The following is a 23,725-nucleotide window of genomic DNA, read 5'->3' as shown; positions in this document are numbered from 1 at the left end:
CAATGTCAGTGGGGTGGTGTGCAATGGATCTCGTGCCCGCACTGGAAGAACCGTTGAAGAAGGTGCTCGGCCCCGCCACCGCGAAGGTGATGGCCGAGCATCTCGGCCTGCACTCCGTAGGCGACCTCCTGCACCACTACCCGCGCAGATACGAGGAGCGGGGGCAGCTGACCCACCTGGCGGACCTGCCCATGGACGAGCATGTCACCGTGGTCGCCCAGGTCGCCGACGCCCGGCTGCACACCTTCGCCTCCGCCAAGGCGCCGCGCGGCAAGGGCCAGCGGCTGGAGGTCACCATCACGGACGGCAGCGGCCGCCTCCAACTGGTCTTCTTCGGCAACGGCGTTCACAAGCCCCACAAGGAACTCCTGCCGGGCACCCGCGCGCTGTTCGCCGGCAAGGTCTCCCTCTTCAACCGCCGCCTCCAACTGGCACACCCGGCCTACGAGTTGCTGCGCGGCGCCGACGACGAGGCAGCGGAGACGGTGGAGAGCTGGGCGGGCGCCCTGATCCCCATCTACCCCGCCACCGCCAAGCTGGAGTCCTGGAAGATCGGCAAGGCCATCCAGACCGTCCTGCCGAGTGCGCAGGAGGCGCTCGACCCCCTCCCGGAGTCCCTCCGCGAGGGCCGCGGCCTGATCACCCTCCCCGAGGCCCTCCTCAAGATCCACCGCCCGCACACCAAGGCCGACATCGCCGACGCCCACGCCCGCCTCAAGTGGGACGAGGCCTTCGTCCTCCAGGTGGCCCTCGCCCGCCGCCGCCACGCGGACGCCCAACTCCCCGCGGTCCCCCGCAGACCGGCCCCGGACGGCCTGCTCTCGGCCTTCGACGACCGCCTCCCCTTCACCCTCACGGAAGGCCAGCAGAAGGTCTCCAAGGAGATCTTCGACGACCTGGCGACGGACCATCCGATGCACCGGCTGCTCCAGGGCGAGGTCGGATCGGGAAAGACCCTGGTCGCCCTGCGCGCCATGCTCGCCGTCGTCGACGCCGGCGGGCAGGCCGCCATGCTGGCCCCCACCGAGGTGCTCGCCCAGCAGCACCACCGCTCGATCGTGGAGATGATGGGCGAGCTCGCCGAGGGCGGAATGCTGGGCGGAGCCGAGCAGGCCACCAAGGTCGTGCTGCTCACCGGTTCGATGGGGACGGCCGCGCGCCGGCAGGCGATGCTGGACCTGGTCACCGGTGAGGCCGGCATGGTGATCGGCACCCACGCGCTGATCGAGGACAAGGTGCAGTTCCACGACCTGGCCCTGGTCGTGGTCGACGAACAGCACCGGTTCGGGGTCGAGCAGCGGGACGCCCTGCGCGGCAAGGGGAAGCAGCCGCCCCACCTCCTCGTCATGACGGCCACCCCCATTCCGCGCACGGTCGCCATGACGGTCTTCGGCGACCTGGAGACCTCCGTCCTCGACCAGCTCCCGGCCGGCCGCTCCCCGATCGCCAGCCATGTCGTGCCCGCCGCGGAGAAGCCCCACTTCCTCACCCGGGCCTGGGAACGCGTCCGCGAGGAGGTGGAGAACGGCCATCAGGCATACGTCGTCTGCCCCCGTATCGGCGACGAGGAGGACGACCCGAAGAAGGCCGGGAAATCCGCCGAGGACGAGGCCGAGAAGCGCCCGCCGCTCGCCGTCCTGGACATCGCCGACCAGCTCGCCAAGGGCCCCCTGAGCGGCCTGAGGGTCGAGGTGCTGCACGGCCGTATGCACCCCGACGACAAGGACGCCGTCATGCGCCGCTTCGCCGCAGGCGAGACCCACGTCCTGGTGGCCACCACGGTCATCGAGGTCGGCGTCAACGTCCCCAACGCCACCGCGATGGTCATCATGGACGCCGACCGCTTCGGCGTCTCCCAGCTCCACCAGCTGCGCGGCCGGGTGGGCCGCGGCTCGGCCGCGGGCCTGTGCCTGCTGGTCTCGGAGATGCCCGAGGCGAGCCCGGCCCGCCAGCGCCTGAACGCGGTCGCCTCGACGCTGGACGGCTTCGAGCTCTCCCGCATCGACCTGGAACAGCGCCGCGAGGGCGATGTCCTCGGCCAGGCCCAGTCGGGCGCCAGGACCTCGCTGAGAGTCCTCGCGGTCATCGAGGACGAGGAGATCATCGCGGAGGCGAGAGAGGAAGCGGCCGCACTCGTGGCCTCCGACCCGGAGCTCACCGGCCTGCCCGGCCTCCGTACAGCCCTGGACGCCCTCCTTGACGAGGAGAGGGAGCAGTACCTGGAGAAGGGCTGAGAAACTGGATCCGTCACCACCCCCGAACAAGGACCGAAGATGACTCGCGTGATCGCGGGCAGAGCCGGCGGACGCCGCCTGGCCGTCCCGCCGGGCAACGGAACCCGTCCCACCTCCGACCGCGCCCGCGAAGGTCTCTTCTCCACCTGGCAGTCGCTGCTCGGCGGCCCGCTCCAAGGCGAGCGCGTCCTCGACCTGTACGCCGGCTCAGGAGCCGTAGGCCTCGAAGCCCTGTCCCGCGGCGCGAGCCACACCCTCCTCGTCGAGGCCGACGCCCGAGCCGCCCGCACGATCCGCGAGAACGTCAAGAACCTGGGCCTCCCCGGCGCCGAGGTCCGCGCGGGCAAAGCCGAACAGATCGTTCAGCAACCGGCACCGGCACAGCCGTACGACCTCGTCTTCCTGGACCCGCCGTACCGTGTCACGGATCACGATCTTCGGGAGATTCTCCTCACACTCCGCACCGAACACTGGCTCGCGCCGGAGGCCCTCGTCACCGTGGAGCGCAGCACCAGAGGTGGAGAATTCAAGTGGCCGCCCGGTTTCGACGCGGTCAAGGCCCGTCGCTACGGCGAGGGAACGTTTTGGTACGGTCGCGCCGCCGCTACGTGCGAAGACGCACGATGACCGGACCGGAGAGCGAGGGATCTCAAGTGCGCCGCGCCGTCTGTCCCGGGTCGTTCGACCCGATCACCAACGGACACCTCGACATCATCTCCCGCGCCTCCAGACTGTATGACGAGGTCTACGTCGCGGTGATGATCAACAAGTCCAAGAAGGGCCTGTTCGAGATCGACGAGCGGATCGACCTGATCCGCGAGGTCACCGCCGAGTACGGCAACGTGATCGTGGAGGCCTTCCACGGCCTGCTCGTCGACTACTGCAAGGAGCGCGACATCCCGGCCATCGTCAAGGGCCTGCGCGCGGTCAGCGACTTCGACTACGAGCTCCAGATGGCCCAGATGAACAACGGCCTCAGCGGTGTCGAGACCCTTTTCGTACCGACCAACCCCACCTACAGCTTCCTGTCCTCCTCGCTCGTCAAGGAGGTCGCGACCTGGGGCGGAGACGTCTCCCACCTGGTCCCCCCAAGGGTTCTCGAAGCCCTGAACGAGCGCCTCCACAAGGGCTGATGGGACTACAGTCGTCTCGTCCGTCTCCAACACAGCGGTAGAGAGTGGCGAGCACAGGTGGACGTGCAGAAGAAGCTCGACGAGATCGTGGCCACGGTCTCCGGCGCCCGGTCGATGCCCATGTCGGCCTCGGTGATGGTCAACCGCGCCGAACTGCTCGCGCTGCTGGAAGAGCTGCGCCAGGCCCTGCCCGGCTCCCTCGCGCAGGCCCAGGAGCTGATCGGCGACCGTGAGCAGATGGTCGAGCAGGCCCGCCAGGAGGCCGAGCGGATCATCGGGCAGGCGCACGCCGAGCGCGGCTCCCTGATCTCCGACACCGAGATCGCCCGGCGCTCCCAGGCCGAGGCCGACCGGATCCTGAACGAGGCCCGCCAGGAGGCCGAGGAGGTCCGCGCGGAGGCCGACGACTACGTCGACTCCAAGCTCGCCAACTTCGAGGTCGTCCTCACCAAGACCCTCGGCTCGGTCGGCCGCGGCCGCGAGAAGCTCCTCGGCACCGGCCCGGGCCTCGACGAGCACGGCTACGAGGACGAGGACGCCCCCGAGCGCAGCCACGACCCCGAGACGCTGCGCAAGGACGCCGACTCCTACGTCGACGCCAAGCTCGGCGCCTTCGAGGCGGTCCTCGCCAAGACCCTGGAGGCCGTCGGCCGCGGCCGTCAGAAGCTGCACGGCCGTATCGCCGCCGACGATCTCGGCGCCCTCGCCGGCGACACCTCCACCGTCCAGCACTCCAGCGACGCCGACTACCTGGCCGACCTCACCGCCCTCGCCGAGCAGGACAGCCGGGCCGCGGCCCAGGCAGCGGCCGAGCAGCCGGAGTACGCCCAGCAGCCGGCGTACGGCTACCAGCAGCAGACCGACGCCTACGCCGGTTATCAGCAGCAGCCCGATCCCTACGCCCAGCAGGACCCGTACGGCTACCAGCAGGCCGATCCCTACGCCTACCAGGGCTACGACCAGCAGCAGGCCGGGTACGACCAGCACCAGGCGCAGCAGGCCCAGCAGGCGCAGCCACAGCAGAACTACGCCCTCGACGAGACCAGTCTCTTCGACACCGGCATGATCACGCCGGAGCAGCTGAGGGCGTACGAACAGGGCCGCGGCCAGTAGGAGACCACCGGATTGGGCCGTGAGCGAAAGGTCCAGTACCCTGGTTCTTCGGTCGCGTGCACGTCCGCGATCAACGCTGCCCGGGAACACCGAAGGGCGGCGTCCCCTTGAGCTCGAAGATCGAAAGCAGGAATGGCTCTGAACGCCCGCCACGACCACCGCAACCCTCTCGTGTTCGACACACACGAGCTGGGGCGGCGTCCTGGCGCGCTGCAGCGCCTGACCCGTGAGATCGACGCTCCCAAGGATCTCGGTATCCAGGGAGTGATCGGAGTGCCGGAAGGCGCCCCGGTCGAGCTCGAACTCCGACTCGAGTCGGTCATGGAAGGGGTGCTTGTCACAGGCACCGCCCGTGCACAGGCCGAGGGGGAGTGCGTAAGGTGTCTGGAGCCGCTTGAGCTGGCGCTCGAAGCGGACTTCCAGGAGATGTTCTCGTACCCTGACGCCGACGACCGGGGCCGCGTGAAAGCGGAACCGGCCGACGACGCCGAGGAAGACGAGGACAGGCTCTTCATCGAGGACGGCCTGTTCGACCTCGAACCCGTGCTGCGTGATGCGGTGGTGCTCGCACTGCCGATGCAGCCGGTGTGCCAGGACGACTGTCCCGGTCTGTGCTCCGAGTGCGGAGCCCGGCTGGCGGACGACCCGGACCACCACCACGACGCCGTCGACATCCGTTGGGCGGCACTGCAGGGACTCGCCGGTTCACTCGAAGACGGCGAGAAGGACGAGATGAGTGGCGAAGCGCCTCGATCGGCGCCCGCCAACGAGAAGCAGGAGAAGTAGCCGTGGCTGTTCCGAAGCGGAAGATGTCGCGCAGCAACACGCGCCACCGCCGGTCGCAGTGGAAGGCTGCGGTCCCCACCCTGGTTGCGTGCGAGCGCTGCCACGAGCCCAAGCTGCAGCACATCGCGTGCCCCGCTTGTGGCACCTACAACAAGCGCCAGGTCCTCGAGGTCTGAGCGGCTGGTGAGAGGCACTGTGTCCACGCCGAAGAAGAACTCGGGCGACAACCAGGCCTCGTCCCACACGCTGTTGGAAGGGCGGCTCGGGTACAAGCTCGAGTCCGCCCTTCTGGTGCGTGCGCTGACCCACCGTTCCTACGCGTACGAGAACGGCGGTCTGCCGACCAACGAGCGCCTGGAGTTCCTCGGGGACTCCGTGCTCGGTCTCGTGGTCACGGACACGCTGTACACCACCCACCCGGACCTGCCCGAAGGCCAACTGGCCAAGTTGCGGGCCGCGGTGGTCAACTCTCGTGCGCTGGCGGAGGTCGGCCGCGGGCTCGACCTGGGTTCCTTCATCCGGCTCGGCCGTGGTGAAGAGGGCACAGGCGGCCGGGACAAGGCATCCATCCTCGCCGACACCCTCGAAGCGGTGATCGGCGCGGTCTATCTCGACCAGGGTCTCGAGGCGGCGAGCGAGCTCGTCCACCGGCTCTTCGATCCACTGATCGAGAAGTCCTCGAACCTCGGTGCCGGCCTGGACTGGAAGACCAGTCTCCAGGAGCTCACCGCGACCGAAGGACTCGGCGTGCCCGAGTACCTGGTCACGGAGACCGGCCCGGATCACGAGAAGACCTTCACTGCTGCCGCCCGCGTCGGAGGCGTCTCGTACGGCACCGGCACCGGCCGCAGCAAGAAGGAGGCGGAGCAGCAGGCCGCGGAGTCCGCCTGGAGGTCCATCAGGGCCGCCGCGGACGAGCGCGCCAAGGCGGCGGCGGAGAAGGCTGTCGAAGCCGTCGAAGCCGCCCAGGACGACGACGAAGGTCCGTCGTCCGTCTCCGCCTGACGCCTGGGAGCACCCAGCGCGTCCGGAAGAACAGCGCAGCCGAGCGCCCGCCCCGAAGGACCGGGGTGGGCGCTCGCTCATACACCGGTCAGTGACGGGGGAGCCCCATGCCCGAGTTGCCCGAGGTCGAGGTCGTACGGCGAGGCCTCGAGCGGTGGGTCGCCCACCGTACGGTCGCCGAGGCCGAGGTGCTGCACCCGCGCGCGGTCCGCCGTCACCTCGCCGGTGCCGACGACTTCGCGCACCGCCTCAAGGGCCACCGCCTCGGCACGCCGAGCCGCCGCGGCAAGTACCTCTGGCTGCCGCTGGAGGACACGGACCAGTCGATCCTGGCCCACCTCGGGATGAGCGGGCAGCTGCTGGTCCAGCCGCACACGGCGCCCGACGAGAAGCACCTCAGGATCCGGGTGAGGTTCGCGGACGAGGTGGACACCGAGCTCCGCTTCGTCGACCAGCGCACCTTCGGCGGGCTGTCGTTGCACGACAACACCCCCGACGGCCTGCCCGACGTGATCGCGCACATCGCCCGCGACCCCCTCGACCCGCTCTTCGACGACGAGGCCTTCCACCAGGCCCTGCGCCGCAAGCGCTCCACCATCAAACGGGCCCTGCTGGACCAGTCGTTGATCAGCGGAGTCGGCAACATCTACGCGGACGAGGCCCTTTGGCGCTCCCGCATCCACTACGAGCGCCCCACCGCGAACTTCACCCGCCCGCGCACGGCCGAACTCCTGGGCCACGTAAGGGATGTGATGAACGCGGCTCTGGAGGTCGGCGGCACCAGCTTCGACAGCCTGTACGTCAACGTCAACGGGGAGTCCGGGTACTTCGACCGGTCCCTCGACGCGTACGGCCGTGAGGGGCTGCCGTGCAAGCGGTGCGGTACACCCATGCGCCGGCGGCCCTGGATGAACCGGTCCAGCTACTTCTGCCCGAGGTGTCAGCGGGCGCCGCGCGTCACGTCGTAACGCTCGCGGGCGGCCAGGATGTCGTCCATGCGGCCCTCGACGAAGTGGATGAGGCCCAGCAGCCGCTCGGCGACCTCGCGGCCCAGCGGGGTCAGCTCGTAGTCGACCCGGGGCGGGTTGGTGGGCTGGGCCTCGCGGTGCACCAGTCCGTCGCGCTCCAGCGCCTGGAGCGTCTGGGAGAGCATCTTCTCGCTGACGCCGTCGACCCGGCGGCGCAGTTCGTTGAAGCGCAGCGAACCGTCGTGCAGGGCGCCGAGCGTCAGTCCGCCCCAGCGGCCCGTCACGTGCTCCAGCGTGCCGCGCGAGGGGCAGGCCTTGGCGAACACGTCGTAGGGGAGGTCCCGCGCCTCCAAGGGCTGCTGAGTGGTGTCCATACCACGAGGGTACTGGAAGAGAGCACTAACCGACAGGTCGCACTAACCAGAAGTTAGTGCGACCGTGGTGTCGGGCGCGTCTAGTACCCGAAGTCCTGCGTCCACCAGGGGCCGCCCGCACCGAACTGCACACCGACGCCCAGCGTCTTGAAGTCGCAGTTCAGGATGTTGGCCTTGTGGCCGGGGCTGTTCATCCAGGCCTCCATGACGGCGGCCGCGTCGGCCTGCCCGCGGGCGATGTTCTCGCCGCCGAGGCTGGTGATCCCGGCCTGTGCGGCGCGGTCCCACGGGGAGGCGCCGCTCGGGTCGGTGTGGTCGAAGAAGCCCTGGGTGGCCATGGCCTTACTGAAGGCCTGGGCAAGGCCGGTCAGCGCGCTGTTGGCGGCGACGGGGCTGCAGCCCACCTTCGCCCGCTCGACGTTGACGAGCCTGAGCACCTCGGCCTCGGCGGCGGCCTCGTTGGAGACCTCCACCGGCGCGGTGGTCTCCTTCTTCGCCGGTTCCCGCTCCTTCTGCGAGGGGGTGGTCTTCTCCGGCTTCTTGCTCGGCGGGGACGCCGGCTTCTCCGTCGGCTTCTCGGTCGGTGCGGACGTCGACGGCGAGGTCGAGGCCGAGGCCGACGGGGCGGGCGAGGGGGAGGAGACGCGGTCGGCGTCCCGGCTCGTCGACGAGCCGTCCTCGCGGCCGTCGGCGCTGCCGGAGGTGCCGCCCTGCTCGGCCGGGGAGTTGGTCGGCGAGCCCGCCGCCTGCACGCCACCGCCGGTGCTGCTGCTGCCGCCGCCACCGAGCTTGTAGTTGTCCAGGCCGGGCACCACGCCCGAGGCGACCGCGACCGTGCCGATCGCGACGGCGGCCGAGACCCCGAGCAGGCCGGTCTTCACCGGCGTCACCAGGTTCTTCCTGCGTCGGCGGTGCGAGCCGCCGCGGCGCGGACCGTCGGCGGGCGTGTAGCCCTCGCCCCGGTACAGCGCGTACTCCTCCTCCGACGCGAACAGGTAGGCGTCACTGCGCGCGTAGGGGTCGGGGTCCTCGTGGCTCAGGCGGGTCGCGGTGCCCACCGAGGCGAAGTCGTACGAGTCCTGCGGGTCGTGTCCGCTCCCGTCGTAGGAGCTGTATGTCTGTGTGACCCCCGTGGCGCGGCCCGTGGCGGCGCGGCCGGCGGCGGAGCGTCGGTGGCGTCCCATGTGCTTGCCTTCCTCGTCCTCGTTCTTGAGGTCGACGCGTCCCCCCGGTCAACCAAAGTCACAAAACCCACACCATCGAGTGAGTTTCGTATGAGATTCATTGGCAGCGGACAGTACCGCATGGCGCGAGAGGAGGGAGTGCCCGGAGAGACTTTGGCCGGTTAGGTTGCAGCCATGAGCGAGGATGTACGACTGGTCGCCTGGGTGCGCGGACGCGTCCAAGGTGTGGGTTTCCGCTGGTTCACGCGCGCCAAGGCCCTCGAGATCGGCGGCCTGAGTGGTTTTGCTCTCAATTTGGACGACGGGCGCGTGCAAGTGGTCGCGGAGGGACCCCGTAAGGGCTGCCAAGGGCTCCTCGACTGGCTCCTGGGTGACGACACGCCCGGCCGCGTCGACGGCGTCACCGAGATCTGGGACACACCTCGCGGGGGTTACGACGGCTTCGCCATCCGATGAGCCGTTTCTGTAAAACGGCCCAGGCGGCAGCCCCGGGACATGCCACCGGTACCTGCCGGAAGCAGAAAGGCGCAGGTGGTTGCCAAGAAGCCCGCGCCGTGGCAGGCTCCGCAGCTAAGTGTGATCGTCACGCCCCCGGGGTCCCGAGGGAGCCGAAGCGCCGCCGTCTCGGGCCGCGCCGGCGCGGGTTGCCCACCAATACGGGGCGTGATCGTGTTGACCGTCAAACTTTTTGGTGAGACGCTGAAAGCACCCCGCGCACCTTAGCTGTTTGGCATGGAAGAACGGCAGCACAAACTCAAAAGTGTCAAGCACCGCGGGTGCGAATCCCTCACGACCCACACCGCTTCGGTCGGTCACTCAGTGTGGAGGACCATCCATCATGGCAAAGGCGCTTCTCGGTTACGTCGGCGGCTCCGACCCTCGACTCCTCGCCGAGATGCGACGGCTCCAGCAGCGCGTCCAGGACCTGGAATCCGAGCTCGTACGGATCCAGGCGGAGAACGACGCGCTCGCGGCTGCCGCTTCTCACGACAGGATCATGGAGAGCATCGACGCACACCAGGCGGAGCCTGCGCTCACCTGATCACTGCATCGCTCCACGACAGCTCACGCAGTGGTCGGGCGGCCTGTAAACAACCGCTGGCCCGTATCAACCGCTAAGTTGTCAGAGTTTGCAAGGGACGCTTCGGCGTCCCTTCTTTCTTGCCCCCGTGCACCCTTTCACTCTCTTAACGTTTGGTGTGCCCTTCACGTTCAACGGTGAAACCGCGGGCAACAGCGCGTTCATGGAGTGAGACACCCCCGGAAGGTAGAGTCCAGCGCCGTGCACCTCAAGGCCCTGACCCTCCGAGGGTTCAAGTCGTTCGCCTCGGCGACCACACTCCGGTTCGAGCCGGGGATCACGTGTGTCGTCGGGCCCAACGGCTCGGGCAAGTCCAATGTCGTGGACGCGCTCAGCTGGGTCATGGGCGAGCAGGGCGCCAAGTCGCTGCGCGGCGGCAAGATGGAGGACGTCATCTTCGCCGGCACCACCGGGCGCCCGCCGCTGGGCCGCGCCGAGGTGTCCCTGACCATCGACAACTCCGACGGTGCCCTGCCCATCGAGTACGCCGAGGTCACCATCACGCGGATCATGTTCCGCAACGGCGGCAGCGAGTACCAGATCAACGGCGACACCTGCCGCCTCCTGGACATCCAGGAACTCCTCTCCGACTCCGGCATCGGCCGCGAGATGCACGTGATCGTCGGCCAGGGCCAGCTCGACTCCGTCCTGCACGCCGACCCGACGGGCCGCCGCGCCTTCATCGAGGAGGCCGCCGGCGTCCTCAAGCACCGCAAGCGCAAGGAGAAGGCGCTGCGCAAGCTGGACGCGATGCAGGCCAACCTCGCGCGCGTGCAGGACCTCACCGACGAACTGCGGCGCCAGCTCAAGCCGCTCGGCAGACAGGCCGCGGTCGCCCGCCGGGCCGCCGTCATCCAGGCCGACCTGCGGGACGCCCGCCTGCGCCTGCTCGCCGACGATCTCGTACGACTGCGGCAGGCGCTCCAGGCCGAGGTCGCGGACGAGGCGGCGCTGAAGGAGCGCAAGGAGGCGGCGGAGCTGGAACTGAAGAAGGCCCTCCAGCGGGAGGCCCTTCTGGAGGACGAGGTACGGCAGCTCACGCCCCGGCTCCAGCGCGCCCAGCAGACCTGGTACGAGCTCTCCCAGCTCGCCGAGCGGGTGCGCGGCACGATCTCGCTGGCCGACGCGCGCGTGAAGAGCGCCACCTCGGCACCGCCCGAGGAGCGGCGGGGCCGTGACCCCGAGGACATGGAGCGCGAGGCGGCCCGTGTCCGCGAGCAGGAGGCCGAGCTGGAAGCCGCCCTGGAGGCGGCCGAGCGCGCCCTGGAGGACACGGTCGCGCACCGCGCCGAACTGGAGGGCGCGCTCGCCCAGGAGGAACGGCGTCTGAAGGACGTCGCCCGCGCCATCGCCGACCGCCGCGAGGGGCTCGCCCGGCTCAGCGGCCAGGTCAACGCGGCCCGTTCCCGCGCCGCCTCCGCCCAGGCCGAGATCGACCGCCTGGCCGCCGCGCGGGACGAGGCCCAGGAGCGGGCGTTCGCCGCACAGGAGGAGTACGAGACCCTCAAGGCCGAGGTCGAGGGCCTGGACGCGGACGACGCGGAGCTGGCGGAGCAGCACGAGGCGGCCAAACGGCAGCTCGCCGAGGCGGAGGCCGCACTGACCGCCGCCCGCGAGGTGGCCACGGCGGCGGAACGCCGGCGGGCGGCGACCCAGGCTCGCCATGACGCGCTGGCGATGGGGCTGCGGAGGAAGGACGGCACCGGCGCACTGCTGGGCGCGAAGGACCGCCTCGCGGGCTTGCTGGGCCCGGCGGCCGAGCTGTTGACGGTGACGCCGGGCCATGAGGTCGCCGTGGCGGCGGCCTTCGGCGCGGCGGCGGACGCCCTGGCGGTGACGTCCCCGTCGGCGGCAGCCGACGCGATCAGGCTGCTGCGGAAGCAGGACGCGGGCCGGGCGTCACTCCTCTTGGCGGGGGGTCCCGAAGACGCGCCCCAAAGGGGCGCGGGGAACGGCGCGACCAGCCACGACGAACCCGCAGACGTCACACCGCGCCGCGCGGCAGACCTCGTTCGGGGCCCTTCGGACCTCATGCCGGCAGTCAGGCGCCTCCTCCACGGCATCGTCGTCGTCGGCACCCTCGAAGACGCCGAGGACCTCGTCTACGCCAACCCCCACCTCACCGCCGTCACCGCCGAAGGCGACCTCCTGGGCGCCCACTTCGCCCACGGCGGCTCCGCAGGCGCCCCCAGCCTCCTCGAAGTACAGGCCTCGGTGGACGAGGCCGCAGCGGAACTCGAAGAGCTCGCGATCCGCTGCGAGGAACTCACCGAGGCCCAGCACACCGCCGTAGAGCAGCGAAAAGCAGCGGCTGCCCAGGTCGAGGAGCTCGGCGAGCGCCGCCGTGCCGCGGACCGTGAGAAGTCCTCCGTGGCCCAGCAGCTCGGCCGTCTCGCCGGCCAGGCGAAGGGCGCCGCCGGTGAGGCCGAGCGCTCCACCGCGGCAGCCGCCCGCGCGCAGGACGCGCTGGAGAAGGCGCTCGAAGAGGTCGAGGAACTGGCCGAACGGCTCGCCGTGGCCGAGGAGATGCCCGTCGAGGAGGAGCCCGACACGTCGGTACGGGACCGTCTCGCCGCCGACGGCGCCAATGCCCGCCAGACCGAGATGGAAGCCCGCCTCCAGGTCCGTACCCACGAGGAGCGGGTCAAGGGGCTCGCCGGCCGCGCCGACTCCCTCGACCGGGCCGCCCGTGCGGAGCGCGAGGCACGCGCGCGTGCCGAACAGCGGCGGGCGCGGCTGCGGCACGAGGCCGCCGTGGCCCAGGCCGTCGCCTCCGGCGCGCGGCAGCTGCTCGCGCACGTCGAGGTGTCCCTCGCGCGCGCGGACGAGGAGCGGACCGCCGCCGACGCCGCCAAGGCGCTCAGGGAACGGGAGCTGACCGCCGCCCGGACCACCGGCCGCGATCTCAAGGCCGAGCTCGACAAGCTGACCGACTCCGTCCACCGGGGCGAGGTGCTCGGCGCCGAGAAGCGGATGCGGATCGAGCAGCTGGAGACCAAGGCGCTGGAGGAGCTGGGCGTCGAACCGGCCGGGCTCATCGAGGAGTACGGCCCCCACCAGCTCGTCCCGCCCTCTTTGCCCGCCGAGGGCGAGGAGCTGCCCGAGGACCCGGAGCATCCGCGCAACCGGCCGAAGCAGTTCCACCGGGCCGAGCAGGAGAAGCGGCTCAAGGCGGCCGAGCGGGCCTTCCAGCAGCTCGGCAAGGTCAACCCGCTCGCGCTGGAGGAGTTCGCGGCGCTGGAGGAGCGGCACAAGTTCCTCAGTGAGCAGCTGGAGGACCTGAAGAAGACACGGGCCGATCTGCTTCAGGTGGTGAAGGAGGTCGACGAGCGCGTCGAGCAGGTCTTCACCGAGGCCTACCGTGACACCGCACGGGAGTTCGAGGGTGTCTTCAGCCGGCTCTTCCCGGGCGGCGAGGGCCGGCTGATCCTGACCGACCCCGACAACATGCTCACCACCGGTGTGGACGTGGAGGCGCGGCCGCCCGGCAAGAAGGTCAAGCGGCTCTCCCTGCTGTCCGGCGGAGAGCGGTCGCTGACGGCCGTGGCGCTGCTGGTGTCGATCTTCAAGGCGCGGCCCAGCCCGTTCTACGTCATGGACGAGGTCGAGGCCGCCCTCGACGACACCAACCTTCAGCGGCTGATCCGCATCATGCAGGAGCTGCAGGAGGCCTCGCAGCTCATCGTGATCACGCACCAGAAGCGGACGATGGAGGTCGCCGACGCGCTGTACGGCGTGTCGATGCAGGGTGACGGCGTGTCGAAGGTGATCAGTCAGCGGCTGCGCTGACCCCCCATGACTTCAAGAAGTGAACACATGTGGCGGGAGTCTGTCTAAGTTCTCACAATTCACTGCGTTTGAATTTGAGACTTGAAGGCATAAGGTCAGCAACGTTGGATTTACCTTCAGGTACCACCTACCTGGGGGGCTGACCACACCGACAGCGTTGCCGGTGGCCCGAGGAGTAAACGTGACCAGCACAGCACAGGCATCCGAGCCAGGAGCCCGCACGGCTCACCCCGATCATCTCGGGCACGTCATCTTCATCGCGGCGGCGGCCGCGATGGGCGGGTTCCTCTTCGGCTACGACAGCTCCGTGATCAACGGCGCGGTGGAGGCCATCCGGGACCGCTACGACGTCGGCTCCGCGGCGCTGGCGCAGGTCATCGCGATCGCCCTCATCGGCTGTGCGATCGGCGCGGCGACCGCCGGACGCATCGCGGACCGCATCGGCCGTATCCGCTGCATGCAGATCTCGGCCGTCCTCTTCACGGTCAGCGCCGTCGGCTCGGCACTGCCCTTCGCGCTCTACGACCTCGCGTTCTGGCGGATCGTCGGCGGCTTCGCCATCGGCATGGCCTCCGTCATCGGCCCCGCCTACATCGCCGAGGTCGCCCCGCCGGCGTACCGCGGCCGTCTCGGGTCCTTCCAGCAGGCCGCGATCGTCATCGGCATCGCCATCTCGCAGCTGGTCAACTGGGGCCTGCTGAACGCGGCCGGCGGCGACCAGCGCGGCAAGCTGATGGGTCTCGAGGCCTGGCAGGTCATGCTCGGCGTCATGGTGGTCCCGGCCGTCCTCTACGGCCTGCTCTCCTTCGCCATCCCCGAGTCCCCGCGGTTCCTGATCTCGGTCGGCAAGCACGAGCGCGCCCGGGAGATCCTCGCGGAGGTCGAGGGCGACAGGATCGACCTCGACGCGCGCGTGACCGAGATCGAGAACGCCATGAAGAGCGAGCACAAGTCGAGCTTCAAGGACCTGCTCGGCGGCTCCTTCTTCTTCAAGCCGATCGTCTGGGTCGGCATCGGCCTGTCGGTCTTCCAGCAGTTCGTCGGCATCAACGTCGCGTTCTACTACTCCTCGACGCTGTGGCAGTCGGTCGGTGTGGACCCGACGGACTCGTTCTTCTACTCCTTCACGACGTCGATCATCAACATCGTCGGCACCGTGATCGCGATGATCTTCGTGGACCGCGTCGGCCGCCGCCCGCTCGCCCTGATCGGCTCGGTCGGCATGGTGATCGGTCTCGCGCTGGAGGCCTGGGCGTTCTCCTTCGACCTGGTCGACGGCAAGCTGCCGGCCGCGCAGGGCTGGACCGCGCTGATCGCCGCCCATGTGTTCGTGCTCTTCTTCGCCCTGTCCTGGGGTGTGGTCGTCTGGGTCTTCCTCGGCGAGATGTTCCCGAACCGCATCCGCGCCGCCGCCCTCGGTGTGGCCGCGTCCGCGCAGTGGATCGCCAACTGGGCCATCACCGCGAGCTTCCCGTCGCTGGCCGACTGGAACCTCTCGGCGACCTACGTGATCTACACGGTCTTCGCCGCGCTCTCCATCCCGTTCGTCCTCAAGTACGTCAAGGAGACGAAGGGCAAGGCGCTGGAGGAGATGGGCTGAGGCCCGCACAGTCCCGGGGGGATGGGCCCATACCCCGCTGCCCCTCTCCCCGTACCACCCGTCGCCCCCGGTCCGGCAACCGCCAGGACCGGGGGCGGCGGTGTTGTGCGCCGGGTCACCAGATGAGGACGCCGCCGCCGATCTCCAGGGCCTTGCGGATGCTCTCCTCGATGATCCGCAGCCGGGTCTCCATCTGGTCCCGGTGCTCCTCGAGGGTCCGCGGCCGCTGCGTGCCCTCGGCGACCTCGTCGAGCCGGGAGCGCAGAAGCGCCACCTCGCGCCGGAACTCGGGCACGTCCTCGGCCTCGACATAGAGGTCGTCGGCGGCCAGCACCGGCAGGAAGCGGGCGCCGAGCGAGCGCACGAACTCCGAGCCCCACACCGTCTTGCGCCACGACTCGAAGCCGCCGGACTGGTACACGCCCTCCGGCACGTCGAGTATCCGCAGCTTGCCGTCCGGCTCCCGGACGAAGACTTCCACCAGCAGGCTCATGGGATCAGTGGATCACCGTCGCCGTCGACCGGGCCACCGGTTATCGCCGCAGGTCAGCCGTCCAGCGCCGGAAGGACCCGTTCCGCGAACAGCCGCAGGCTCCGCCACCCCTCCTCCAAGGGCATCCCGCCCGCCAGCGGATGCAGGACGAGGTTGTCGAGCCCCTGCTCCACGCACTCGTCCGGCGTGAGGATCCGGTACACGCCCTCCGCGCGCAGCTCCTCCACCGACGTGGCCGCCGACCGCACCGCCGAGCGGATGTCGCCGGACTGCCAGGAGGCGTACGTCCGGGCCTCGTGCAGGAAGTGCTCCCCGTGCCGTGCCCACACCTCGTCCGGGTTCTCGGCGATGTGCAGCAACGGCGTCTCGGCGGTCGGCATCATGGTCCAGCCCTCGGTGCCGTACTCGACGAGCCGCTCCTTGTAGTACGCCTCCAGCTCCGGCAGATGTGCGCTGGGGAAGAAGGGGAGACCCAGGCGGGCGGCCCGGCGGGCGGCGGCCTTGGAGGAACCGCCGACCAGGAGGAGGGGGTGCGGGTCGGTGAAGGGGCGCGGGGTGATCCGTACCGTACGACCGCGGTACTCGAACTCCTCGCCGGTCCAGGCCTTGAGGAGGGTCTCCAGGAGCTCGTCCTGCAGGCGGCCCCGCCGCCTCCACTCCACGTCGAACAGGGCGTACTCCTCGGGCCGGTAGCCGATCCCGGCGACCGTCACCAGCCGGCCGCCGCTCAGCAGGTCCAGTACGGCGATCTCCTCGGCCAGGCGGAGCGGGTCGTGCAGCGGGCCGATCACGGCGGAGACGGTCACCGCGATCCGCCGGGTCGCGCCGAACACCGCTCCCGCGAAGGCGAAGGGGGACGGCAGCCAGTTGTTGTCGACGCCGTGGTGCTCCTCGGTCTGCACGGTGGTGATCCCGTGCTCGTCGGCGTACGCGGCCATGTCCAGGGCGGCCCGGTAGCGGGCGCTGAGGGAGGCGGGCGTGGCGCCGGGCTCGACGAGGTTGAAACGGACGACCGTGACGGGCATGGGGGTCCCCCTTCACCGGGCGGATGGTGCGGGGGACGGTAGCTGACGGTTCGTCAGATAGCCATGGCCGCGGACCGTCCGTGACGACCCGGCACGGTCTCGCGTGCGGCGGCGCCGTCTCCTCGGCGGGGGTGGGATGGATACTGGACCCGTTATGGAAACCGTCATCCTTGCTGTAGTCATCGCCGTGGTCGTGCTCGGTGTGCTCGGCGGGCTCGTCGTCGGCAGCCGGCGCAAGAAGTCGCTGCCCCCGCCACCTCCCGCCGCGCCCGACATCACCGCCCCTCCGGCCGAGCCGCACGTCGGCGACGAGGCCGAGACGCCGCGCGACGAACCGCGCCGGACCATTGAGGAGGTCGATCTCCCGGGCGGCTCGGCGCCGCCCGTCACCGAAGAGCTGCCGGCGGCGGCCGGGATCGAGATCCCGGAACCCACCGCCGGACGCCTGGTCCGGCTGCGCGCCCGGCTCTCCCGCTCGCAGAACGCGCTCGGCAAGGGGCTGCTCACCCTCCTGTCGCGCGAGCACCTCGACGACGACACCTGGGAGGAGATCGAGGACATCCTCCTCACCGCCGACGTCGGCGTGGCCCCCACCCAGGAGCTGGTCGACGGGCTGCGTGAGCGGGTGAAGGTGCTCGGCACCCGGACCCCCGACGAGCTGCGCGCACTGCTGCGCGAGGAGCTGCTCAAGCTGGTCGGCACCGAGGTCGACCGCACGGTGCGGACCGAGCCCGAGGACCGCAAGCCGGGCATCGTGATGGTCGTCGGGGTCAACGGCACCGGCAAGACCACCACCACCGGCAAGCTCGCGCGCGTGCTCGTGGCCGACGGACGGACCGTGGTTCTCGGCGCCGCCGACACCTTCCGGGCCGCCGCCGCCGACCAGCTCCAGACCTGGGGCGAGCGGGTGGGCGCCCACACCGTGCGCGGGCCCGAGGCCGGCGACCCCGCCTCCGTCGCCTTCGACGCGGTGAAGGAGGGCAAGGAGATGGGGGTCGACGTGGTCCTCATCGACACCGCGGGCCGCCTCCACACCAAGACCGGCCTCATGGACGAGCTCGGCAAGGTCAAGCGGGTCGTCGAGAAGCACGCCCCGCTCGACGAGGTGCTGCTGGTCCTGGACGCCACCACCGGGCAGAACGGCCTGGTGCAGGCCCGCGTCTTCGCCGAGGTCGTCGACATCACCGGCATCGTCCTGACCAAGCTGGACGGCACCGCCAAGGGCGGCATCGTGATCGCCGTCCAGCGCGAACTGGGCGTACCGGTCAAGCTGATCGGCCTCGGGGAGGGCGCGGACGACCTGGCGCCGTTCGAGCCCGAGGCGTTCGTGGACGCGCTGATCGGCGACTAGACGCCGTACCCGCGCGCGGCACGTACGCGAAGAAGCGCCCGCCCCCGAGGTGCAGTCGGGGACGGGCGCTTCGCTGTGCAAGCCGTCCGTCCTACGGCTACGCCCGCGACCGGTGTGCCACGTACGCCAGCGTCCCCAGCAGCAGTCGGGCCGCCGGCGGTTTCGTCGCCGTGTCCAGCGAGGGCGGGCGCAGCCACTGCACCGGGCCCAGGCCGCCGCGGTCCGAGGGGGGAGCCGTGATGTGGCTGCCGGGCCCCAGGCCGTGCAGGTCGAGGGAGGCGACGTCGTCCCAGCCCATGCGGTAGAGGAGCTCGGTCAGGTCCGCGGCGGCGCCGGGGGCGACGAAGAACTGGGCGCGGCCCTCGGGGGTCGCGGTCACCGGGCCGAGGGGGAGACCCATGCGCTCCAGGCGGACCAGGGCGCGGCGCCCGGCCGGCTCGGCGACCTCGATGACGTCGAAGGCACGGCCCACCGGCAGCATCAACGAGGCGCCGGGGAACTCGGCCCACGCCTTGGTCACCTCGTCGAGGGTGGCCCCGGCCGGGACCGGGGGCGCGAAGTCGAGGGGGTGGGCGCCGGGCCGGCGGCAGTCCGCGCGACCGCAGGAGCAGGCGCCGGCCGAGGCCCGCGCGCCCGGGACGACGTCCCAGCCCCAGAGTCCGGTGAACTCGGCGACGGCGGTGCACTCCGAGGAGCGGCCGCGCCTGCGCGTACCGGAACGAATCTCCCGAATGCCGCCGATCGTGAAGCCCATGCCCCCTCCAACGGGTCCAGCGCGCCGGTGGTTACGAGACGGACGCGGTCGGTCACTCTCCGTTTCCTCTTCCGGGCGATCCGGGCGCTCGGAAGTGCCTGGAGTGGTGCGCCGGGTTATGCGCGCCCCTGAGTGCACCGCTCCGCCCACCCCCGCTCGGTCTATGTCAAGTGAATCGTGTGGAGGTGGGCGAGAGTTCATACGAAGGGGTGGCGAATGGTGGCGTTTCCGGGATCGCCATGGCTGGACGCGTGATCGTAGGATTACGTTGAGTGCACGAGTCCTGGGGGCACATGCACTTGTGGGTATGCCGGAGGCAAGTCGGTTCCCCGTTCGAAGGCTGACAACTGCCGGACGAACGGCCGTATTTACCGGCATTCTGATAAGGCTTGGCGCACTCGGCGACAAGTGGTCTCAGGGATGGGGGCGTTCCAGTGGGCGGCAACAGCGGAAGCGGGACGGGCGCCGGGAGTGCCGCGCACGGCTCCTCTCAGTCCGACAAGCGCCCCAACGAGCTGCTCACCTCCTGGTTCGTGCGCAGCGGCTGGTCGAAGGGCGAGCTCGCCCGCCAGGTCAACCGCAGGGCCCGCCAGTTGGGCGCCAACCACATCTCCACCGACACCTCGCGGGTGCGCCGCTGGCTGGACGGCGAGAACCCCCGCGAACCCATCCCCAAGATCCTGTCCGAGCTGTTCTCCGAGCGGTTCGGATGCGTCGTCTCCGTCGAGGACCTGGGACTGCGCGCCGCCCGCCAGTCACCGTCCACGACCGGGGTCGACCTGCCCTGGACGGGCCCGCAGACCGTGGCCCTGCTCAGCGAGTTCTCGCGCAGCGACCTCATGCTGGCGCGGCGCGGCTTCCTCGGGACCTCGCTGGTGCTGTCCGCGGGCCCGTCCCTCATCGAGCCCATGCAGCGCTGGCTGGTCCCCGGCCCGGCCGGCACCCCGCACCGGGAGCCCGACCCGGCCTCCGCCCGTCGCGCCGGCCGGCTCTCCAGGCCGGAGCTCGACCTCCTCGAGTCGACGACCGCGATGTTCCGCCAGTGGGACGCCCAGTGCGGCGGCGGCCTGCGCCGCAAGGCGGTCGTCGGCCAGCTGCACGAGGTGACGGACCTCCTCCAGGAGCCCCAGCCCGAGACCACCACCCGCAAGCTGTTCAAGGTCGCGGCCGAGCTGGCCGAGCTGGCGGGCTGGATGTCGTACGACGTGGGACTCCAGCCCACCGCCCAGAAGTACTTCGTCCTCGCCCTGCACGCGGCCAAGGAGGCCGGCGACAAGCCGCTCGGCTCCTACATCCTGTCCAGCATGAGCCGCCAGATGATCCACCTCGGGCGGCCCGAGGACGCCCTGGAGCTGATCCACCTCGCGCAGTACGGCAGCCGGGACTGCGCGAGCCCGCGCACCCAGTCGATGCTGTATGCGATGGAGGCCCGCGCGTACGCCAACATGGGCCAGCCCGGCAAGTGCAAGCGGGCGGTGCGGATGGCCGAGGACACCTTCGCCGAGGCGGACGAGTGGGACGAGCCGGACCCCGACTGGATCCGCTTCTTCTCCGAGGCCGAGCTGTACGGCGAGAACTCCCACTCCTACCGCGACCTGGCCTACGTCGCCGGTCGCAGCCCGACCTACGCCTCGCTGGCCGAGCCCCTCATGCAGCGGGCGGTGGAGCTGTTCTCCGACGACAGCGAGCACCAGCGGTCGTACGCACTCAATCTCGTCGGCATGGCCACCGTGCACCTGCTGCGGCGCGAGCCGGCGCAGAGCACCGTCCTGGTGGAACAGGCCATGCACATCGCCAAGAAGGTGCGCTCCGAGCGCGTCAACACTCGTATTCGAAAGACGGTCGACACGGCCGTACGTGATTTCGGTGATCTCGCCGAGGTAGTGGATCTCACCGACAAGCTCGCCCAGGAACTCCCGGAGACCGCGGAAGCCGTCTGAATCCCCGGAACCCCGGCCGCGGCCGGCCCTCCCGAACTGCCCGACTCGGCTCCCCCATGCCAGGTCATCGGAAGGCCGACCGCGGCCGGTTCGTATGGGTTCTCGATCTTGGTGAAAGCTTTCCCCTTGGTCGGTTGTCCTGATTGCCGTGACGTTGAGAGCTTGGAGCTCCGCTGCGGCCGATCATGGGCCGCGGCGTTCTTGGCGGCGGCAGGGAGCCGCCGTCTTCGACCCATACGGGGATTCACCTATGGCCAAGAGGCTGATCGCCGCTGCCCTCGCAACGGGCGCCGTGTCCACCGGACTGCTCGCCATCACCGCCACCGAGGCGTCGGCGGTGGACATCAAGACGTACACCAAGCCGTACAGCAAGAGCGCGAGCTTCTACTCCGCGCCGCTCAAGCGCTGCGTCAAGACCACACTGTCCGGCAAGGTCACCTTCAAGCACTACCTCTACAAGCAGCACGGCGCCATCGCGGACGCCTTCCTGGGCGTCAAGCTCATCAACCCGACGATGCACACCACCGTGCTGACCAAGTGCACCGGGGGCAGGTCCGCCACCCTCACCAAGCTCTCCATGACCCAGCGCTGGTACGAGAGCACGAAGTGCAAGCTGAACGCCACGGTCACCGCGGGCTATCCGTGGACCGTCGCCGTCACTCCCACCGTGGAGTGCGGCCGCCACAAGGCGGGCACCCGGTCCACGACCTACTCCGTCAAGGCGAACAACTACACCCAGAGCAACAGCGGCCGTCCGGTCGGCTTCTCCGGCGAGGTGCACATCAAATACCAGACCTCGCTCTGCCTGTCGGCGCGCCCCACCCTGACCGCCTACATCAACAACAAGTCCGACTCCTGGACCAACACCCTCAAGGCCTGCGTCAAGCCCTGACGCGGACCCGGATGACGCGGGGGCGGACCCTGAGCGGGTCCGCCCCCGCGTTCGTGTGTGCGGGGCTCGAACTGGCCAGGTCGCGCGGGCCGTATACAGCTTCGGTAGGCCCTGCGGGCGGTCACGGAGTGGTCACGGCAGCCGCGACAGGGCGCGGATTCACCCCGCCGTAACGTGCGCGACTCCTTCGTCACACGCTGGAAACGTGGTGCGGTATCCATCGAAACCCGGCTGGGACAACCTCTTGGCGAAAACCGGCCCAAAACCTTGCCCGCACGGGCCGTACGAATGACGAGGAGACGCCGATGCCAGAAGGCATCCTGACGGTAGCCGCAGCCGCTCCCAAGATTGACACAGGCAACACCGCCTTCATGCTGCTGAGTGCCGCGCTGGTGCTGCTGATGACCCCTGGTCTCGCCTTCTTCTACGGCGGCATGGTCCGGGTCAAGAGCGTGCTGAACATGTTGATGATGAGCTTCATCAGCATCGCCATAATCACCATCCTCTGGACGCTCTACGGCTTCAGCATCGCCTTCGACACCGGCAACGGGTTCCTGGGCGGCTTCGACTGGCTGGGGATGCGCGACATCGGTCTGACCGAGCCGTTCGCCACGTACAACATCCCGATCTACGCGTTCGCCGTCTTCCAGCTGATGTTCGCCATCATCACGCCGGCGCTGATCAGCGGCGCGCTGGCGGACCGCGTCAAGATCGTGTCCTGGTCGGTCTACATCGCGCTGTGGGCCACCCTCGTCTACTTCCCGGTCGCCCACTGGGTCTGGGAGCCGACCACCGGCTGGCTGTTCAAGTACGGCGTGATCGACTTCGCCGGTGGAACCGCCGTGCACATCAACGCCGGTGCGGCGGCCCTCGGCGCCATCCTCGTCATCCGTAAGCGTGTGGGCTTCAAGAAGGACCCGTTCCGGCCGCACAACCTGCCGCTCGTCATGCTCGGCGCCGGTCTGCTGTGGTTCGGCTGGTTCGGATTCAACGCGGGATCCTGGCTCGGTGCCGACGGTGTCTCCGCCGTCGCGTTCACCAACACGCAGGTCGCCACCGCCGCCGCCATGCTGGGCTGGCTCGTCTACGAGCGCATCAAGCACGGCGCCTTCACCACCCTCGGTGCCGCGTCCGGCGCGGTCGCGGGTCTGGTCGCCATCACTCCGGCCTGTGGTTCGGTCAGCCCGCTCGGTGCCATCGCGGTCGGCGTCATCGCCGGTGTCCTCTGCGCCGCCGCCGTCGGCCTGAAGTACAGGTTCAACTTCGACGACTCGCTCGACGTGGTCGGAGTCCACCTCGTCGGCGGCATCGTCGGCTCGCTGCTGATCGGCTTCTTCGCCACCGGCGGCGTCGGCCAGACCGCCAAGGGTGTCTTCTACGGCGGCGGCTGGTCCCAGCTCGGCAAGCAGTTCGTCGGTGTCGGCTCGGTGCTCGGCTACTCGCTGGTGGTCTCCGCGATCCTCGCCTTCCTCATCGACAAGACGATCGGCTTCACGGTGTCCGAGGACGTCGAGGTCGCCGGAATCGACCAGGCCGAGCACGCGGAGACCGCGTACGACTACGCGGGTGTCGGCAGCGCCTCCCGCATCGCCTCCTCGTCGGACAGCAGTGAGGCTCCGGCCTCGGGCAAGAAGGTGGACGCATGAAGCTCATCACCGCCGTCGTCAAGCCGCACCGGCTCGACGAGATCAAGGAAGCCCTCCAGGCCTTCGGGGTCCACGGACTGACGGTCACGGAGGCGAGCGGCTACGGTCGTCAGCGGGGCCACACCGAGGTCTACCGTGGGGCCGAGTACACGGTCGACCTGGTCCCGAAGATCCGTATCGAGGTCCTCGCCGAGGACGACGACGCCGAACAGCTGATCGACGTCATCGTCAAGGCGGCCCGCACCGGCAAGATCGGTGACGGCAAGGTCTGGTCCCTGCCGGTCGAGACCGCCGTACGGGTCCGGACGGGCGAGCGCGGCCCGGACGCGCTCTGACGGAAGAACAGAACAGGAGCTG

General features: G+C 69.8%; 22 protein-coding genes. 17 read left to right on the top strand and 5 right to left on the bottom strand.

The genetic code is table 11. The features are described from left to right. Positions 1–23 precede the first annotated feature (23 nt). From recG to mutM, 8 genes are all read left to right on the top strand, one after another. Positions 24–2,234, top strand: coding sequence for an ATP-dependent DNA helicase RecG (gene recG / locus ACFYZ8_RS10075; protein ID WP_388534096.1), 2,211 nt, complete (start codon positions 24–26; stop codon positions 2,232–2,234). A 39-nt stretch (positions 2,235–2,273) separates the two neighbouring features. Beyond that, positions 2,274–2,861 (top strand): 16S rRNA (guanine(966)-N(2))-methyltransferase RsmD, encoded by a 588-nt coding sequence (gene rsmD, locus ACFYZ8_RS10070; protein WP_359031000.1) that lies wholly within the window; start codon positions 2,274–2,276, stop codon positions 2,859–2,861. Between the two features lie 26 nt (positions 2,862–2,887). Beyond that, a complete protein-coding gene (gene coaD / locus ACFYZ8_RS10065; protein ID WP_007384940.1) occupies positions 2,888–3,367 on the top strand; it encodes a pantetheine-phosphate adenylyltransferase in 480 nt (159 codons plus the stop codon). Between the two features lie 57 nt (positions 3,368–3,424). Beyond that, positions 3,425–4,480: an ATP synthase F0 subunit B gene (locus ACFYZ8_RS10060; protein ID WP_388534094.1), complete on the top strand. Its 1,056-nt coding sequence runs from the start codon at positions 3,425–3,427 to the stop codon at positions 4,478–4,480. Between the two features lie 132 nt (positions 4,481–4,612). Further along, positions 4,613–5,266 carry a YceD family protein gene (locus ACFYZ8_RS10055; RefSeq protein ID WP_359031003.1) on the top strand — a complete coding sequence of 218 codons (654 nt, stop codon included), beginning with the start codon at positions 4,613–4,615 and terminating at the stop codon, positions 5,264–5,266. Between the two features lie 2 nt (positions 5,267–5,268). After that, positions 5,269–5,442, top strand: coding sequence for a 50S ribosomal protein L32 (rpmF, locus tag ACFYZ8_RS10050; protein ID WP_006139588.1), 174 nt, complete (start codon positions 5,269–5,271; stop codon positions 5,440–5,442). A gap of 19 nt (positions 5,443–5,461) precedes the next feature. Next, positions 5,462–6,271, top strand: coding sequence for a ribonuclease III (gene rnc, locus ACFYZ8_RS10045; protein WP_359031058.1), 810 nt, complete (start codon positions 5,462–5,464; stop codon positions 6,269–6,271). Positions 6,272–6,378: 107 nt separating this feature from the next. Further along, positions 6,379–7,239, top strand: a complete 861-nt coding sequence (gene mutM / locus ACFYZ8_RS10040) for a bifunctional DNA-formamidopyrimidine glycosylase/DNA-(apurinic or apyrimidinic site) lyase (RefSeq protein ID WP_359031005.1) — start codon at positions 6,379–6,381, stop codon at positions 7,237–7,239. Here mutM and ACFYZ8_RS10035 read toward each other — a convergent pair. Further along, complete coding sequence (locus ACFYZ8_RS10035; protein ID WP_359031006.1) at positions 7,212–7,613, bottom strand: helix-turn-helix domain-containing protein; 402 nt, start codon at positions 7,611–7,613, stop codon at positions 7,212–7,214. The two genes, mutM and ACFYZ8_RS10035, sit on opposite strands and share 28 nt — an antisense overlap. Before the next feature lie 80 nt (positions 7,614–7,693). Next, positions 7,694–8,797 (bottom strand): CAP domain-containing protein, encoded by a 1,104-nt coding sequence (locus ACFYZ8_RS10030; protein ID WP_388534089.1) that lies wholly within the window; start codon positions 8,795–8,797, stop codon positions 7,694–7,696. Positions 8,798–8,971: 174 nt separating this feature from the next. On the opposite strand from ACFYZ8_RS10030, the gene ACFYZ8_RS10025 reads away from it, so the two are divergent. The 4 genes from ACFYZ8_RS10025 to ACFYZ8_RS10010 all read left to right on the top strand — a co-directional run bounded on the left by ACFYZ8_RS10025 (position 8,972) and on the right by ACFYZ8_RS10010 (position 15,267). Continuing rightward, a complete protein-coding gene (locus ACFYZ8_RS10025; protein WP_057616505.1) occupies positions 8,972–9,253 on the top strand; it encodes an acylphosphatase in 282 nt (93 codons plus the stop codon). A 382-nt stretch (positions 9,254–9,635) separates the two neighbouring features. Next, positions 9,636–9,839, top strand: coding sequence for a hypothetical protein (locus tag ACFYZ8_RS10020; RefSeq protein WP_016432419.1), 204 nt, complete (start codon positions 9,636–9,638; stop codon positions 9,837–9,839). Positions 9,840–10,079: 240 nt separating this feature from the next. After that, positions 10,080–13,667 (top strand): chromosome segregation protein SMC, encoded by a 3,588-nt coding sequence (gene smc, locus ACFYZ8_RS10015; protein ID WP_388534085.1) that lies wholly within the window; start codon positions 10,080–10,082, stop codon positions 13,665–13,667. Between the two features lie 181 nt (positions 13,668–13,848). Next, the gene (locus tag ACFYZ8_RS10010; RefSeq protein ID WP_359031009.1) at positions 13,849–15,267 is read left to right on the top strand and encodes a sugar porter family MFS transporter; all 1,419 of its coding nucleotides are present in this window, start codon (positions 13,849–13,851) and stop codon (positions 15,265–15,267) included. A gap of 115 nt (positions 15,268–15,382) precedes the next feature. Here ACFYZ8_RS10010 and ACFYZ8_RS10005 read toward each other — a convergent pair whose 3' ends face one another. Next, positions 15,383–15,760, bottom strand: a complete 378-nt coding sequence (locus tag ACFYZ8_RS10005) for a hypothetical protein (protein WP_388534083.1) — start codon at positions 15,758–15,760, stop codon at positions 15,383–15,385. A gap of 53 nt (positions 15,761–15,813) precedes the next feature. Continuing rightward, entirely contained in the window at positions 15,814–16,785 is a 972-nt protein-coding gene (locus ACFYZ8_RS10000; RefSeq protein WP_388534080.1) for an LLM class flavin-dependent oxidoreductase, read from the bottom strand. Between the two features lie 154 nt (positions 16,786–16,939). Here ACFYZ8_RS10000 and ftsY point away from each other — a divergent pair, with 154 nt between their 5' ends. Then, complete coding sequence (ftsY, locus tag ACFYZ8_RS09995) at positions 16,940–18,136, top strand: signal recognition particle-docking protein FtsY (RefSeq protein ID WP_359031012.1); 1,197 nt, start codon at positions 16,940–16,942, stop codon at positions 18,134–18,136. Between the two features lie 97 nt (positions 18,137–18,233). On the opposite strand, the gene ACFYZ8_RS09990 is transcribed toward ftsY, so the two are convergent. Next, a complete protein-coding gene (locus ACFYZ8_RS09990) occupies positions 18,234–18,890 on the bottom strand; it encodes a bifunctional DNA primase/polymerase (RefSeq protein ID WP_359031013.1) in 657 nt (218 codons plus the stop codon). Between the two features lie 434 nt (positions 18,891–19,324). Here ACFYZ8_RS09990 and ACFYZ8_RS09985 point away from each other — a divergent pair, with 434 nt between their 5' ends. The 4 genes from ACFYZ8_RS09985 (at position 19,325) to ACFYZ8_RS09970 (ending at position 23,703) form a co-directional block, all read left to right on the top strand. Beyond that, entirely contained in the window at positions 19,325–20,830 is a 1,506-nt protein-coding gene (locus ACFYZ8_RS09985; RefSeq protein WP_359031014.1) for a hypothetical protein, read from the top strand. Positions 20,831–21,080: 250 nt separating this feature from the next. After that, positions 21,081–21,722 carry a hypothetical protein gene (locus ACFYZ8_RS09980; protein ID WP_359031015.1) on the top strand — a complete coding sequence of 214 codons (642 nt, stop codon included), beginning with the start codon at positions 21,081–21,083 and terminating at the stop codon, positions 21,720–21,722. A 305-nt stretch (positions 21,723–22,027) separates the two neighbouring features. Next, the gene (locus tag ACFYZ8_RS09975; RefSeq protein ID WP_359031016.1) at positions 22,028–23,368 is read left to right on the top strand and encodes an ammonium transporter; all 1,341 of its coding nucleotides are present in this window, start codon (positions 22,028–22,030) and stop codon (positions 23,366–23,368) included. Next, positions 23,365–23,703: a P-II family nitrogen regulator gene (locus tag ACFYZ8_RS09970; protein ID WP_003997576.1), complete on the top strand. Its 339-nt coding sequence runs from the start codon at positions 23,365–23,367 to the stop codon at positions 23,701–23,703. The genes ACFYZ8_RS09975 and ACFYZ8_RS09970 overlap by 4 nt, the downstream gene beginning before the upstream one ends. Positions 23,704–23,725: the final 22 nt, after the last annotated feature.

This window comes from Streptomyces sp. NPDC001668, from assembly GCF_042893155.1.
In the GTDB taxonomy this organism is placed as follows: Bacteria; Actinomycetota; Actinomycetes; order Streptomycetales; family Streptomycetaceae; genus Streptomyces.
Note: the sequence above shows the minus strand (reverse complement) of the source record. Positions and strands in the feature narration are given on the sequence as shown.